Source organism: Bradyrhizobium sp. LVM 105 (assembly GCF_003957705.1).
Lineage (GTDB): Bacteria > Pseudomonadota > Alphaproteobacteria > Rhizobiales > Xanthobacteraceae > Bradyrhizobium > Bradyrhizobium frederickii.
The window spans coordinates 124,797-139,200 of sequence record NZ_QZMV01000003.1; the positions used below are offsets into that span (position 1 = coordinate 124,797).

Annotated in this window: 17 protein-coding genes; 11 read left to right on the forward strand and 6 right to left on the reverse strand. The window is 64.7% G+C overall.

The window, feature by feature from the left end; translation table 11 throughout:
• Positions 1-268 precede the first annotated feature (268 nt).
• Genes D6B98_RS10185 through D6B98_RS10195 form a run of 3 tightly spaced genes read left to right on the forward strand, consistent with a single transcriptional unit; the run spans position 269 to position 3,082 of the window.
• Positions 269-976: a Tim44/TimA family putative adaptor protein gene (locus D6B98_RS10185; protein ID WP_126256877.1), complete on the forward strand. Its 708-nt coding sequence runs from the start codon at positions 269-271 to the stop codon at positions 974-976.
• Positions 954-2,495, forward strand: coding sequence for a murein transglycosylase A (gene mltA / locus D6B98_RS10190; protein WP_164718509.1), 1,542 nt, complete (start codon positions 954-956; stop codon positions 2,493-2,495). Before D6B98_RS10185 ends, mltA begins: the two co-directional genes overlap by 23 nt.
• Positions 2,492-3,082: a Smr/MutS family protein gene (locus tag D6B98_RS10195; protein WP_126256878.1), complete on the forward strand. Its 591-nt coding sequence runs from the start codon at positions 2,492-2,494 to the stop codon at positions 3,080-3,082. Before mltA ends, D6B98_RS10195 begins: the two co-directional genes overlap by 4 nt.
• 142 nt (positions 3,083-3,224) lie before the next feature.
• On the opposite strand, the gene D6B98_RS10200 is transcribed toward D6B98_RS10195, so the two are convergent.
• The 5 genes from D6B98_RS10200 to hslV form a co-directional block, all read right to left on the reverse strand.
• On the reverse strand, positions 3,225-4,349 hold the full coding sequence (locus D6B98_RS10200) for a hypothetical protein (RefSeq protein WP_126256879.1): 1,125 nt from the start codon (positions 4,347-4,349) through the stop codon (positions 3,225-3,227).
• A 222-nt stretch (positions 4,350-4,571) separates the two neighbouring features.
• Entirely contained in the window at positions 4,572-5,876 is a 1,305-nt protein-coding gene (gene hslU / locus D6B98_RS10205; RefSeq protein WP_126256880.1) for an ATP-dependent protease ATPase subunit HslU, read from the reverse strand.
• A gap of 53 nt (positions 5,877-5,929) precedes the next feature.
• On the reverse strand, positions 5,930-6,547 hold the full coding sequence (locus D6B98_RS10210) for a DUF2585 domain-containing protein (RefSeq protein ID WP_126256881.1): 618 nt from the start codon (positions 6,545-6,547) through the stop codon (positions 5,930-5,932).
• Positions 6,544-7,029, reverse strand: coding sequence for a GNAT family N-acetyltransferase (locus D6B98_RS10215; protein WP_126256882.1), 486 nt, complete (start codon positions 7,027-7,029; stop codon positions 6,544-6,546). Before D6B98_RS10215 ends, D6B98_RS10210 begins: the two co-directional genes overlap by 4 nt.
• Before the next feature lie 188 nt (positions 7,030-7,217).
• Positions 7,218-7,778, reverse strand: a complete 561-nt coding sequence (gene hslV / locus D6B98_RS10220) for an ATP-dependent protease subunit HslV (protein ID WP_126256883.1) — start codon at positions 7,776-7,778, stop codon at positions 7,218-7,220.
• Positions 7,779-8,026: 248 nt separating this feature from the next.
• Here hslV and hisB point away from each other — a divergent pair, with 248 nt between their 5' ends.
• The 8 genes from hisB (at position 8,027) to D6B98_RS10260 (ending at position 13,314) form a co-directional block, all read left to right on the forward strand.
• Positions 8,027-8,620 (forward strand): imidazoleglycerol-phosphate dehydratase HisB, encoded by a 594-nt coding sequence (hisB, locus tag D6B98_RS10225; protein WP_126256884.1) that lies wholly within the window; start codon positions 8,027-8,029, stop codon positions 8,618-8,620.
• 64 nt (positions 8,621-8,684) lie between these two features.
• Positions 8,685-9,215, forward strand: coding sequence for a DUF2628 domain-containing protein (locus D6B98_RS10230; RefSeq protein WP_126256885.1), 531 nt, complete (start codon positions 8,685-8,687; stop codon positions 9,213-9,215).
• Positions 9,212-9,862, forward strand: a complete 651-nt coding sequence (gene hisH, locus D6B98_RS10235) for an imidazole glycerol phosphate synthase subunit HisH (protein ID WP_126256886.1) — start codon at positions 9,212-9,214, stop codon at positions 9,860-9,862. Before D6B98_RS10230 ends, hisH begins: the two co-directional genes overlap by 4 nt.
• Before the next feature lie 172 nt (positions 9,863-10,034).
• A complete protein-coding gene (gene hisA / locus D6B98_RS10240) occupies positions 10,035-10,772 on the forward strand; it encodes a 1-(5-phosphoribosyl)-5-[(5-phosphoribosylamino)methylideneamino]imidazole-4-carboxamide isomerase (protein ID WP_126256887.1) in 738 nt (245 codons plus the stop codon).
• Positions 10,773-10,775: 3 nt separating this feature from the next.
• Complete coding sequence (gene hisF / locus D6B98_RS10245) at positions 10,776-11,549, forward strand: imidazole glycerol phosphate synthase subunit HisF (RefSeq protein ID WP_028133461.1); 774 nt, start codon at positions 10,776-10,778, stop codon at positions 11,547-11,549.
• A 77-nt stretch (positions 11,550-11,626) separates the two neighbouring features.
• Positions 11,627-11,950, forward strand: a complete 324-nt coding sequence (locus D6B98_RS10250; RefSeq protein WP_126256888.1) for a phosphoribosyl-ATP diphosphatase — start codon at positions 11,627-11,629, stop codon at positions 11,948-11,950.
• A gap of 24 nt (positions 11,951-11,974) precedes the next feature.
• Positions 11,975-12,931, forward strand: a complete 957-nt coding sequence (gene coaA, locus D6B98_RS10255; protein WP_126256889.1) for a type I pantothenate kinase — start codon at positions 11,975-11,977, stop codon at positions 12,929-12,931.
• A gap of 101 nt (positions 12,932-13,032) precedes the next feature.
• Positions 13,033-13,314, forward strand: a complete 282-nt coding sequence (locus tag D6B98_RS10260; protein ID WP_126256890.1) for a hypothetical protein — start codon at positions 13,033-13,035, stop codon at positions 13,312-13,314.
• Here the strand turns inward: D6B98_RS10260 and D6B98_RS10265 are convergent.
• Complete coding sequence (locus D6B98_RS10265) at positions 13,275-14,333, reverse strand: AI-2E family transporter (protein WP_126256891.1); 1,059 nt, start codon at positions 14,331-14,333, stop codon at positions 13,275-13,277. The genes D6B98_RS10260 and D6B98_RS10265 overlap by 40 nt on opposite strands.
• Positions 14,334-14,404: the final 71 nt, after the last annotated feature.

A 14,404-nucleotide genomic window follows, 5' to 3' on the forward strand; every position in this document is an offset into this window, starting at 1 on the left:
ATTGCGCCTTAAACGATTGAAGATACGCGATTTCCGGGCAGGATCGGGTTTCCCCTTAAGCATAAAACGCGCTACACTCGGTGCTGTGCCAAAAGGCGCCATTGGCCCGGCAAGATTTCGTGCCTACATCCCAAGGACCTGATGTGGACCTAAATTGGCGATGTAGACTTGCCGTTCCCGTAGGGAACGGTCTACTGGCCGGATTGATTTTCCCGGCGACGACCCCGAAAGCGAAGACCCAGAGCAAAGACCAGAAAGCGAATCTGACGTGGACATCTACACCATTATCTTCCTGGCGCTGGCGGTCTTCATCTTTCTGCGGCTGCGCAGCGTGCTTGGGCAGCGAACCGGCAACGAACGGCCGCCGTTCGATCGGACCGCCGCCCGCAATGCGCTGGGGGGTGCCCAGGACAACAACGTTGTGACCATGCCGGGCAAGGTGATCGACCAGGCACCTCTGGCGCCGTCGGCCGACCCGACCCCGCCCTCCGACCGCTGGAAGGGCTTGGCCGAGCCCGGCACCGCGCTGGCGCAGGGCCTGGACGCCATCGTCGACAAGGAGTCCACGTTCGACCCGCGTCATTTCATCTCGGGCGCCCGCGGCGCCTACGAGATGATCGTGCTGGCCTTTGCCAATGGCGACCGCCGTGCGCTGCGCGACCTGCTGTCGTCGGAGGTCTACGAAAGCTTCGACGCCGCGATCAAGGAGCGCGAGAAGAACGAGCAGAAGACCGAGACCCGCTTCGTCTCGATCGACAAGGCCGAGCTCGTCGGCGCCGAGCTGCGCGATCGTACCGCCCAGCTCACGATCCGTTTCGTCTCGCAGATGATCTCGGCCACCCGCGACAAGGCCGGCAACATCGTCGACGGCAGCGCCGACACGGTCGCCGACATCACCGACATCTGGACTTTCGCCCGCGACGTCACCTCTCGCGATCCGAACTGGAAGCTGGTTGGCACCGGAAGCGCGAATTAAGATCTTTCTGAAGACCAGCGCGACCGCGCTTTGCGCAGGCGCCGTCGCGCTGTCATCGTTTTCGCTCGGCGCCGAGGCGGCGCGGCGCCACTATCGCAACCATCACCATCATCATCCGCCGCAATTGCCTGCCGCGCCATTGCGGGCCTTGCCCTACCCGCAGGTCCCCCTGCCGTTCGACATTCCCGGCGCGCAATATTTGCCGCTCTCCTGGGCTGAGGTGAAGGGCTGGGGTGACGACAATCACCTCGCCGCTTACAAGACATTCCGTGCCAGCTGCCGCTCGATCAACGCGCAGAACGGATCGGCTGAACCCAAGGCGCTCGGCGGCTCGCTGAGCGAGCCTTGCCGGGTCGCCAAATCGCTCGAGATCGGCGACGACGCCAAAGCCAAAACCTTCTTTGAGGAGAATTTCGCGCCGCTGCGCATTTCGCGTCTCGGCGAGCCCGACGGTTTCGTCACCGGCTATTATGAGCCGGTGCTGGAGGGATCGCGCACCCAGACCGACGTCTACAACGTTCCGGTCTACCGCCGTCCCTCAAATCTGTTCGTGCGCGGCTACAAGCAGGATTCCTTGAGCCTGCCCAACAAGGGCCCGGTCTACCGCAAGATCGGCCGCCGCAAGCTGGTGCCCTATTACGACCGCGGCGAGATCGAGGACGGCAAGATCGCCGGCCGCGGGCTGGAGATCGCCTGGCTGAAGGACCCGACCGATCTGTTGTTCGCGCAGATCCAGGGCTCGGCGCGGATCAAGTTCGACGACGGCAGCACGGTCCGGCTGAACTACGACGCCTATAACGGCTATCCCTACACCGCCGTCGGGCGCATCCTGATCGAGCGCGGCATCATCCCGAAGGAGGAGATGTCGATGCAGAAGATCAGGGAATGGATGGCGCAGAATCCTGACGGCGCCAAGGAGCTGCGCCGCGCGAACCGCGCCTACATCTTCTTCCGCGAGGTCAACCTCTCCGACAAGGAGGAGGCGGTGGGCGCGCAAGGCATTCCCTTGACGGCGGGACGCTCGATTGCCGTTGACAAGTCGCTGCATGTCTATGGCACGCCATTCTTCATCGAGGGCGAGCTGCCGATCGAATCCGAACGCGCAAAGACGCCGTTCCATCGGCTGATGATCGCGCAGGATACCGGCTCGGCGATCATCGGCCCCGCGCGCGCCGATCTGTTTTTCGGCGCGGGCCAGGAGGCGGGCCGTGTCTCCGGGCGGCTGCGCCATCCCATGCATTTTGTCATGCTGGTGCCGAAGGGCCTCGATCCCTCGGTTCGCGCCGCGCGCCTGCCGGTGCCGGATCCGCGTCCCTCGGAGAAGATTGCAAAGCTGTTTCCGCAAAGCGATCCGGGCAAGGGGACCGCGAAGCCGGCCGCTGTCGCCGGCGCAATGGATAGCAAGAACGAAACCGTTGCCATCGCAGGTCCTGTCCCGCTGCCGGTGCCGCGCCCCGCGATCGAGCCTGCCTCGGAGCCGCAGCGGCCAGTGAAGAAACGTCCCCTTCGGCAGCAATGAAGCGATCGTCCCGTCCGCCCGTGCTCGAGCCTCGCCCCTCGCCGCGCCGCCGCGCGCTGAGCGAGGAGGAGCGCGCGCTGTGGGATACGGTCGCCAAGCAGGTCAAGCCGCTGCGGAAGCAGCGCGCGGCGAAAGTGCATGCCGCTCCGCGCACCGAGCCTTTGCCCGCAGCATCCGTCTCGCGGCCTGCATCATCGCCACGGCCGATCGCCGCCGCGCCGGCACCGCGTGCCGCAAAACCGGCCGTCCCGCCCTTGGCGCCGCTCGGCAAGCGCGAGCGCACAAAATTGTCGCGCGGCCGCAGTGAGATCGAGGCGCGGCTTGATCTGCACGGCATGACGCAGACGCGCGCCCATCGCGCGCTGACCGGCTTTCTGCACCGCGCCCATCACGACGGCCTGACCTTCGTGCTCGTCATCACCGGCAAGGGCCGCAGCGGCGGCGAAAGCGGCGTGCTGCGGCGCCAGGTGCCGGAATGGCTGAGCCTGCCGGAATTCCGCGCCTTCGTCGTCGGCTTCGAGACGGCGCATATCGGCCACGGCGGCGAGGGCGCGCTGTATGTGCGGATCAGGCGGGCGAGGGGTTAGCGATGCCGACGCGCCCGGGCGATGCGAAGCATCGTCCCGCGCGGCGGCTGAGGGCTCTCTCCTCTGCGGAGGAAGCCCTCTCCCCAACTCTCTCCCGCAAGCGGGAGAGGGAGCGCACCGCCGCTGCAGCTGCAAGCGAAGCTCAAAACGGCCGGATGATGCCGACGCGCGGGATCAGTGTGAGGACCAAGCCGAAGATGTTGGTGTTGCGATCCTCCGCCGGAATCAACTCCGTCTCCCGTGCCGCCGGCAGCATCTTCACGGCGTGCAGGATCAGGAACATGCAGACCGCCCAGTTCGAGATCCAGCGCGAATAGTCGAACACCATCGCGAACATCACGAGGTAGCCGAGGCTGACGCCAGCCAGCGCCGCGATCACCAGGCGGCGGTGCATCTCGCTGGCAAGCGCCCCGATCAGCTTGGCAAAATAGCGCCACAGCGGCGTGTGCAGCCAGATCAGCAGCGCGAACACGGGCACGCCGAGGATGTTGTGCGGCAGGCGGCCCCAGGTGTCCGAAATCTCCTTCGCCAGCGGCTGATACCAGATATAGGCGAATTGCAGGAGGTCGTTTCGGGACGGATCGGCCATTCGGCTCTTCAGATGCGCGACGAAATCCGCTTCCGGGATCGGCATCGTTCCCCAAAACTGCGCGGCAAAGAACAGCGCGGAGACGATGAGCAAGGCAACGATGCCGAAGGCGACATTGCTGCGATCGAGCCCGCAGGCGAGATAATGCCTGACCACGACGATGGTGAAGATCGTGGGCACGTACATCAGCAGATGAATGTGGTGGATCAGCACGAGGATGACCGCGAACAGCGCTGCCGTGGCGACGAACAGCAGCGAGCGCGCCGGCATCAGCAGCAGGACGAGCGCCAGCGCACAGCCGTAGATGTCGAAATGGCCGAGCGTGTGCATGAAGTTCTTCAGGAAGAACGGCGATCCCGCCATGAAGACGAACAGCGGCAGCGTCCTCGCGGTGAAGCCGAACGTTTTCTGAAAGAGTCTTGAAAACAGCGCTGATGTCACGAGCCATGTCACGCCGCCGAGCGCAAAGACCAGCCAGACCGGCACCTTGTCCGTGACCAGCGCGACGATGGCACCGATCAGTGCGCGCTTGATGAAGCCGAAATGGTAGTCGACCAGAAGGTGGATGTAGGGGACGTAAGGCGGCAGCAGGAGCTTGTGAATGAACACGCCGACGATAACCGCCGCGTTGATCGCGAGCAGCAGCCGCCAGGGATTTTGCCAGCTGTTAGCGGGCACGTGGCACCCGCCGCACGTCAACCTCCGCTGTCGTCCCGGGCAAGCCACCGGGTCCGCGCAAAGCGCGGCCCGATGACGGGCTCCGCGCGACCCGGGACCCATAACCACAGGAGGTCGTGTGTGCCGGGATCGGAGCCGCCATCTGTTTTAACAAGGACCGCTTGTGGTTGGGTCCCGCGTTCGCGGGGACGACGCCGGAATGAATAGCGCGGGCCTGGCGATTTACAAAATGAACCGGCTCAGATCCGCGTTCTTGGCGAGGTCGCCGACGTGCTTCTGCACGAAATCGGCGTCGACCTTGACGGTCTCGCCGCTGCGGTCGGGGGCGGTGAAGGAGATCTCGTCCAGCACCCGCTCCATCACGGTCTGCAGCCGCCGCGCGCCGATGTTCTCGACGGTGGAATTGACGGCAACCGCGACATCGGCGAGCGCGTCGATGGCGCCGTCGGTGATGTCGAGCGTCACGCCCTCGGTCTGCATCAAGGCGATATATTGCTTGATCAGGGAGGCCTCGGGCTCGGTCAGGATGCGGCGCATGTCGTCGCGGGTCAGCGCCTGCAATTCGACGCGGATCGGCAGCCGGCCCTGCAATTCCGGCAGCAGGTCGGACGGTTTTGCGACGTGGAAGGCGCCGGAGGCGATGAACAGGATGTGGTCGGTCTTCACCGCGCCGTGCTTGGTCGAGACCGTGGTGCCCTCGATCAGGGGCAGGAGATCGCGCTGCACGCCCTCGCGCGAGACGTCGCCGCCGACGCGGCCGTCACGGGCGCAGATCTTGTCGATCTCGTCGAGGAACACGATGCCGTTGTTCTCGACCGCGCTGATCGCCTCCAGCGTCAGCTGCTCGGTGTCCAGCAGCTTGTCGGATTCCTCGTTGACGAGGATCTCGTGCGAGCTCTCGACCGTCAGCCGCCGCGTCTTGCTGCGGCCGCCGAGCTTGCCGAAAATGTCGCCGAGCGAGATCGCGCCCATCTGCGCGCCCGGCATGCCGGGGATCTCGAACATCGGCATGCCGCCGCCTGAGGACTGCGTCTCGATCTCGATCTCCTTGTCATTGAGCTCGCCGGCGCGCAGCTTCTTGCGAAAGGATTCTCGCGTCGTGGACGAGGCATTGGCGCCGACCAGCGCGTCGAGCACGCGCTCCTCGGCGGCGAGCTGCGCGCGGGCGTGCACGTCCTTGCGCTTCTTCTCGCGGACCTGTGCGATCGCGACCTCGACGAGGTCGCGCACGATCTGCTCGACGTCCCGGCCGACATAGCCGACCTCGGTGAACTTGGTCGCTTCCACCTTCAGGAACGGTGCGTTCGCGAGTTTTGCCAATCGCCGCGCGATCTCGGTCTTGCCGACGCCGGTGGGGCCGATCATCAGAATGTTTTTCGGCAGCACCTCCTCGCGCAAGGAGCCGGACAGCTGTTGCCGCCGCCAGCGGTTGCGCAGCGCGATCGAGACGGCGCGCTTGGCATCGGCCTGGCCGACGATGAAACGGTCGAGTTCGGAAACGATTTCACGCGGAGAGAAGTCTGTCATGGGACCTTAGCTAGGGTCAGTTGCGGGGTAGGACAAGCCGCTTTTTTCGGCCGTCAGATGATCGGCGGGCCGGATTGCCATTGCTTCACGGCCTCGATCGGATGGATCAGCATCAGGATGTTGAGCGTCAGATTGTCGCGAATGTGAAGCGCCAGCATGATCTCGAAGGCGAGCCCGAGCAGGACGGTCGCGGTGACAGGCAACGAACGCGCGGCGAGGAACCCGAACACCATGGCCAGATTGTCGGAGACCGAGTTGACGATGCTGTCGCCGAAATAGTCCAGCGAGATCGTGCCGGCGCGGTAGCGCTCGATGATGAAGGGCGAGTTCTCGACGATCTCCCAGGCACCTTCGATCACCATGGCGACGATCAGCCGTGCCGGCCAGGAGAGGGGCAGGAACGGCAGGCGCGCAAACAGCAGCCAGGTCAGGCCGTAGAACAGAAAGCCGTGCAGAACGTGCGAGAAACTGTACCAGTCGGCGATGTGCTGGGAGTTCTCCGAACTGTTCACCACCCCGTGCCACAGCTTGACAGTGCCGCAGGTGCAGATCGGCACGCGGCCCATCGCAAGGAGGATCGCGGCCTGGAGCGCCAGCAGCAGCAGCGCGATGCCGGCCCAGGCGAACGGCGGAAACGAGACCTTGCTCTCGCGCGCGTGGACCAGCGTCATGGTTCACGCACCATCAGCAGCGCGGGCCCATCCGGCGTCTTCACCATGCGGTCGCGGACGAAACCGGCCTTCTCATAGGCACGCAAGGCGCGTGCGTTGAGCGGATCGGGATCGGTGACCATGCGCGGCAGGCCGCTGCGAAACTGCTCATCGACAAACTGGCGGATGAAGGCCGAGCCGTGACCGCATTCGATCATGTCGGTTTCGCCGATGAACAGGTCGATCCCACGCGTGCCCTCCGGTTGCGGCCCAAATCCCGTATTCCAGGCGGTGAGGCGGTAGCACTGAAGATAGCCCAGGGGCTGCTGGCCGGCCAACACGATGAACTGGTCCATGGCCGGTTCATCGAGATCGCCGCTGACGAGCGCAAACTGCTCGTCCGGATCGCCCCACCAGTCCCGCACATGGGCCTCGCCCAGCCACCGCCGGATCAGCGGCAGGTCGGCGGCGGTCATGGGATGGAAGGTGTAGGTGTGGACCATCTATCGACCATCGCGGCACTGCGCTCCCTCTCCCGCCTGCGGGAGAGGGTTGGGGAGAGGGTATCTCCGCGATGGGACAATCCCCCAGAGGAGGAAACCCTCACCCGGCGCTATGCGCCGACCTCTCCCGCAGGCGGGAGAGGTTACAGCCGGTCCGGAGCGCCGCTGTTGAGTCACAAGATAGGCCCCTACCCCGTCGCCAGGCTCTCGATGGTCAAGCTGCGGTTGGTGTAGACGCAGATATCGGCGGCGATGTCCATGGAGCGGCGGACGATGGTCTCGGCGTCCTTGTCGGTGTCGAGCAGGGCCCGTGCCGCCGCCAGCGCGTAATTGCCGCCGGAGCCGATCGCCATCACGCCGGCCTCGGGCTCCAGCACGTCGCCGGTGCCTGTCAGCACCAGGGAGACGTCCTTGTCGGCCACGATCATCATGGCCTCGAGCCGCCGCAAATAGCGGTCGGTGCGCCAGTCCTTGGCCAGCTCGACCGCGGCCCGGGTCAGCTGCCCCGGATATTGCTCGAGCTTGGCCTCCAGCCGCTCGAACAGGGTGAAGGCGTCGGCGGTTGCGCCGGCAAAGCCGCCGATCACGTCGCCCTTGCCGAGCTTTCGCACCTTCTTGGCGTTGGACTTGATCACGGTCTGGCCGATCGAAACCTGGCCGTCGCCGCCAACCACCACCCTGCCGCCCTTGCGGACCGTCAAAATCGTGGTGCCGTGCCAGCCCGGCGAGCTGTTCTGGGAATCCTGCATGAATGATCCTCGTTGTCCGCTTGATTTAGGCGGTCGCGGACAAGGGGACAACCTGGGCACAACGGGCCGTTCCGGGCCAAATTTCGCTCACCATAGGCAGAAGTAGAGGCCCGGCCGGCCGTTCCCGCAGTAGCGAAGGTGTCATTTGGCTGTTAAGAGACTGGCGTTTTCGGCCCCGAGCATGATCCCGGAAAAGTGGGTACCGGTTTTCCGAGCAGGACATGCTCAAATAGAAGCGAAAGCCTTCAATGCGCACCGCGACGATCAAGCGCAAGACCAAGGAAACCGAGATCGAGGTCTCCGTGAACCTCGATGGCACCGGCGTGGCCAATATCGCGACCGGCATCGGCTTTTTCGACCATATGCTCGATCTCCTCGCCCGCCATTCCCGCATCGACCTCACGGTCAAGGCGGTGGGCGATCTGCACATTGATTATCACCATACCACCGAAGACACCGGCATCGCGCTCGGCCAGGCGGTCAAGCAGGCGCTCGGCAACATGGCGGGCATCACCCGCTATGCCGGCGTGCACATGCCCATGGACGAGACGCTGTCGCGCGTGGTCATCGACATTTCGGGCCGCCCGTTCCTGGTGTTCAAGGCCGACTTCCCCCGCGACAAGATCGGCGAGTTCGACACCGAGCTGGTGCGCGAGTGGTTCCAGGCCTTTGCCATCAACGCCGGCGTGACTCTGCACGTCGAGACCCTATATGGCGATAACAGCCATCATATCGCCGAGTCTTGCTTCAAGGGTCTGGCGCGGGCGCTGCGCACGGCGGTCGCGATCGATCCGAAAGCGGCGGGCGAGATCCCGTCCACCAAGGGCTCGCTCGGCGGCTGACGTCTCTTCCCGGCGGCACGCGCCGCCTGCGGTATCACTGACTTGCTAGGAACGGGGCATCACCATGCCTGTCTACACAGTTCATGCGCCCTCCCCTGCCGGAGCCGATCTGCGCGCGACCGACAAGTTCGTGTTCGTGCGCGACGGTTTCCATTTCTGGGCGATGATCTTCGGACCATTCTGGCTGCTGTGGAATCGGCTGTGGCTGGCGCTGATCGGCTATCTGATCTTCATCGCCGCGTTCAATGCGGGGCTGTCGAGCCTCGGTATCGGACGTTCTTCGATCTTCTTCGCCGATCTCATCATCGCGCTGCTGATGGGTCTGGAGGCCTCGAGCCTGCGGCGCTGGACGCTGTCGCGCGGCAAATGGCGCCAGCTCGATGTGGTGGTTGCCGACGACGAGGACACCGCCGAGCGCCGCTTCTTCGAGCGCTGGAGCCAGAAGCAGCACGGCATCGTCAACGATCAATGGGCCGTCGATCGCGGCGGTCCGCCGCCGACCCGCAGCGTGCCGGGCCAGCAATTCTCGAACCCGCCGCCGATTCCGGCCGGCGGCATCATCGGGTTGTTTCCAGAACCGGGAGGGTCAAGATGAGCGTCGCCATCATCGATTACGGTTCCGGCAATCTGCATTCCGCCGCCAAGGCTTTCGAGCGCGCCGCGCGCAGCATGGAGAACCCGCAAAAGGTCTTTGTTACCAGCGATCCCGATCAGGCTTACGAGGCTGACCGTCTGGTGCTGCCGGGCGTCGGCGCGTTCGCCGATTGCCGGCGCGGGCTCGATGCCGTCAACGGCATGGTCGAGGCGATCACGGAAGCGGTGCGCGTCAAGGCGCGGCCGTTCTTCGGCATCTGCGTCGGCATGCAGCTGATGGCGAGCCGCGGCAAGGAGCACGTCATCACCGAGGGCCTGAACTGGATCGGCGGCGACGTCGAGAAGATCACGCCGCGCGACGAGAGCCTGAAGATCCCGCACATGGGCTGGAATACGCTCGACCTGCTGCAGGAGCATCCGGTGCTGAACAAGCTGCCGCTCGGCCCGAAGGGCCAGCACGCTTATTTCGTGCACTCCTATCACCTCAATGCGGCCAACGAGGCGGACGTGCTCGCGCGCGCCGATTACGGCGGGCCCGTCACCGCGATCGTGGGCAAGGACACCGCCATCGGCACGCAATTTCACCCCGAGAAGAGCCAGCGTTTCGGCCTGGCCCTGATCTCGAACTTCTTGCGATGGAAACCGTGATGGCCGCTTCGCTCTCTCTTGTCACCTCCTCCCTTGTGGGGGAGGTCGAACGCGCAGCGTTCGGGAGGGGGGTAAGCCCCGACGGCGGTGCCCGCGGCTACCCCTCTCCCCAACCCTCCCCCACAAGGGGGGAGGGAGCGCACCGTGTGCGTGGAAAAATCCTGGCTCAATCATGATCCTCTTCCCCGCGATCGACCTCAAGAACGGCCAGTGCGTGCGCCTCGAGCAGGGCGACATGGCGCGCGCGACCGTGTTCAACCTTAATCCGGCGGCGCAGGCGCAGAGCTTCGTCGAGCAGGGCTTTGAGTATCTCCATGTCGTCGATCTCGATGGCGCCTTTGCCGGCAAGCCGGTGAATGCCGAGGCCGTCGAGGCGATGCTGAACGCGATCAAGATTCCGGTGCAGCTCGGCGGCGGCATTCGCGATCTCAAGACCGTCGAAGCCTGGCTCGAGAAGGGCATTACCCGCGTCATCATCGGCACGGCGGCGGTGCGTGATCCCGAGCTGGTGAAATCCGCCGCGAAGAAATTCCCCGGCCGCGTCGCGGTCGGGTTAGATGCCCGCGACGGCAAGGTCGCGGTCGAAGGCTGGGCCGAGACCTCGCAAGTGACCGTGCTGGAGATCGCAAGGCGGTTCGAGGATGCCGGCGTCGCCGCCATCATCTTCACCGACATCGCGCGCGACGGCCTGCTCAAGGGCCTGAATCTGGACGCGACCATTGCGCTCGCGGACGCCATCTCGATTCCGGTGATCGCCTCCGGCGGACTCGCCTCGATCGAGGACGTCAAGGCGATGCTCACGCCGCGTGCAAACAAGCTCGCCGGCGCGATCGCCGGACGTGCGCTCTATGACGGCCGCCTCGATCCCGCGGCCGCCCTCACTTTGATCCGCGACGCGCGCAGGAGCTGACACATGTTCAAGGTGCGCGTGATCCCCTGCCTCGACGTCAAGGACGGCCGCGTCGTCAAGGGCGTCAACTTCGTCGATCTCAGGGATGCCGGCGACCCCGTCGAGGCTGCGATCGCCTATGATGCGGCCGGCGCCGACGAGCTCACCTTCCTCGACATCACGGCGACCCACGAGAACCGCGGCATCATGCTGGACGTGGTCCGGCGCACCGCGGAAGCCTGCTTCATGCCTGTTACCGTCGGCGGCGGCGTGCGTGAGGTCAACGACATCAAGACGCTGCTGCGCGCCGGCGCCGACAAGGTCTCGATCAACAGCGCCGCAGTCTCGCGGCGCGAGTTCGTCAAGGAAGCGGCCGAGAAATTCGGCGAACAATGCGTCGTGGTCGCGATCGACGCCAAGCGGGTGAAGCGCCCGGGCGGCGACCGCTGGGAGATTTTTACCCATGGCGGCCGCAACTCGACCGGCATCGACGCGATCGAATATGCCCAGGAAGTCGTCGCGCTCGGCGCCGGTGAAATCCTGCTCACCTCGATGGACCGCGATGGCACGCGGCAGGGGTTCGACATCCCGCTGACCCGGGCGATCGCCGACAGCGTGCCCGTTCCGGTGATCGCCTCGGGCGGCGTCGGCAATCTCGACCATCTCGTCGACGGTATCCGCGACGGACACGCCACCGCCGTGCTGGCGGCCTCGATCTTCCATTTCGGGGAATTCACCATCCGTGAAGCCAAGGAGCATATGGCGCGGCGCGGGCTGCCGATGCGCCTCGATGCCTGACGACTCCCGCTAGCAAAAATGTTACACAAGCCGGTGGGCAACGGCCTCTGTGGCCCCCTGTGTTTCCGAGTAATCCGATGCCGCGTTTCACGATCCATGACCTGGCCGAGACCATCGACGTCCGTGCGGCGGATGGCGGCGAGGCGTCCTATACCCGCAAGCTGCTCGACAAGGGCGTCGAGCATTGCGCCAAGAAGTTCGGTGAAGAGGCAATCGAAACCGTAATCGCAGCAGTCGAAAACGATCGCGCGCATCTGGTCGCTGAAAGTGCCGACCTGCTCTATCATTTCCTTGTGCTTCTGAAGGCGCGCGGCATAAAGCTGGAAGAGGTCGAGGCGGCGCTGGGTAAGCGCACTTCGATGTCAGGGTTGGAAGAAAAGGCGTCGCGCAAGCGCGATTGATCGAAGCAACGGAAAGGCGGCGTCATGGATATCCGCGCACCCGAGCAGCAGTATAATCCCTACCGGGTCTATACGCGCGAAGAATGGGCGCGCCTGCGTGACGACACGCCGATGACGCTGGAGCCGGGCGAGTTCGACCGGCTGCGTTCGCTGCACGATCGCCTTGACCTGCAGGAAGTCGAGGACATTTACCTGCCGCTGTCGCGCCTGCTCTCGATCTACGTCGATGCGATGCAGCGCCTGTATTACGCCGAGCGCCAGTTCCTCAACATCCGCGACCGCAAGGTGCCCTACATCATCGGCGTCGCCGGTTCGGTCGCCGTCGGGAAGTCCACCACGGCCCGCGTGCTCCAGGCCCTGCTGGCGCGCTGGTCGCCGCGCCCGAAGGTCGAGCTGATCACCACCGACGGGTTTCTCTATCCCAACGCCGTGCTCGATCGGCAGGGCATCATGCAGAAGAAGGGTTTCCCTGAGAGCTACGACCTGCCGCTGCTGCTCAGCTTCCTCTCCGATATCAAGTCCGGTCGCGGTCATGTGCGTGCGCCGGTCTATTCGCATCTGACCTACGACATCGTGCCGAACCAGTGGGCCGAGGTCGATCAGCCCGACATCCTGATCGTCGAGGGCGTCAACGTGCTGCAGACCGGCAAGCTGCCGCGCGACGGCAAGGCGGTGCCTGTGGTCTCCGACTTCTTCGACTTCTCGGTCTATATCGACGCCGACGAGGCGGCGCTGCGGCAATGGTACATCAAGCGCTTCCTGGCGCTCCGCGACACCGCGTTCACCAACCCGAAATCCTACTTCAACCGCTACGCGCTGCTGTCGGACGAGGAAGCCACCGCCACCGCCATCGCGATCTGGGAACGCACCAACCTCGCCAATCTCGAGGACAACATCCTGCCGACCCGGCCCCGCGCGACGCTGATCCTCAAGAAGGGCGCCGACCATACGGTGGAGAGCGTGGCGTTGCGACGGCTGTAATCGCGCCGGTTGCCGAGCTCCTGGTTCGTCCGGGCAGAGTGTCTTTTGTTGCAGACCGGCAAAAGGTATTCGACTATGAGCGTACGAAACGCGAGGACGCCATGGTTGACCGTCTCAGAAGTGCTGCCGAGTTGCTTGAAGCGCCGAGCTGCCCGGACTGCCATATCGAGATGAAATGGTTCCGCTCAGAACTGCTCGCGGACGAGCCGGTTCCGATCATCGCGCATCTCTTCGTGTGCCCTCATTGCAAGCGCGCCGCCCAGGCGGATACGGTCTTCAAGCCAACCCCGGTGAAGCCGGATAAGCTCTCCGCGCCGCGGTTCGCTGCCTACGCTGTGACAGTTCATTCCCGGACCTTCTGTCGTTCTTTCGAGCCGGCGTAGATGTGCCACGTCGTCAGGAACATTGCGGCGACGAGCGGGCCGATGACGAAACCGTTGGCTCCGAAGGTCGCAAGGCCGCCGAGCGTCGCCAGCAGCACGAGATAGCTCGGCATCTGGATCGACTGGCCGACCAGGATCGGGCGGAGAAAATTGTCCGCGAGGCCGATCACGAACGTCCCGAAAGCGAGCAGGATGATTCCCTTCGTCACGGCGCCTGCCAGCAGCAGATAGAGGCCGGCGGGAACCCAGACCAGGGCGGAGCCCAGCACCGGAAGAAGCGACAGCAGCGCCATGATGGCGCCGGCCAGCAGCGGCGCAGTCAGGCCGAGCAGCCAGAAAATCAGCCCGCCAAGCGCGCCTTGGATCAGCGCAACCAGGATGATCCCCTTGATCGTCCCGCGAACCGCCAATGTGAAGGCATCCAGGATCTCGGCGGTTTGGCCCGCGCGCAGCGGTAGCGCGTCGCGGATGCGCAGGCTCAGCTCGTCACCGTCGCGCAGGAAAAAGAACAGCAGGTACAGCATCACGAGCAGGCTCGCGACGAACTCCAGCGTCAGCTGGCCGATGTTGATCGCATGCCCGGCCAGCTGCTGGCCGGCCGGGACCACCAGGCTCGACAGGCGTTCCTTCAGGGCCGAGAGATCAATCCCGGCCAGGCGACCTGAGATGGAGACGGCCCAGTCCGGCAGCGCGGCCTTCAGTTGCTGCAGCGGATGAGCCAGATTGATCTCGCCGGCCTGAACGCGCTGATATAGCTCGCCGCCCTGGTCGACGAGCGAAGCGATCACGATCCCGACCGGGATCAGGACCAAGACGACCACCACGATGACGGTGGAAAGCGCGGCAAGGTTGCGCCATTCCGGAAACCCTTCCAGGAAACGGCGATAGACGGGCGCGAAGATGATCGCCAGCAGCGTGGCCCATAGCAATGCACCGGAGAACGGCCAAAGCAGCCAGCCGAACGCGAGGGTGATGAGGCCGAGCCAGACGAGGAATGAGCGGTGTTCCGATGTTCTCACGTGTCGCCGGGCTCCAGTCGCGCCTCACGGCACTTTGGTAGCACAGGATCGTGGCGGAGCGGCAAGTCTCG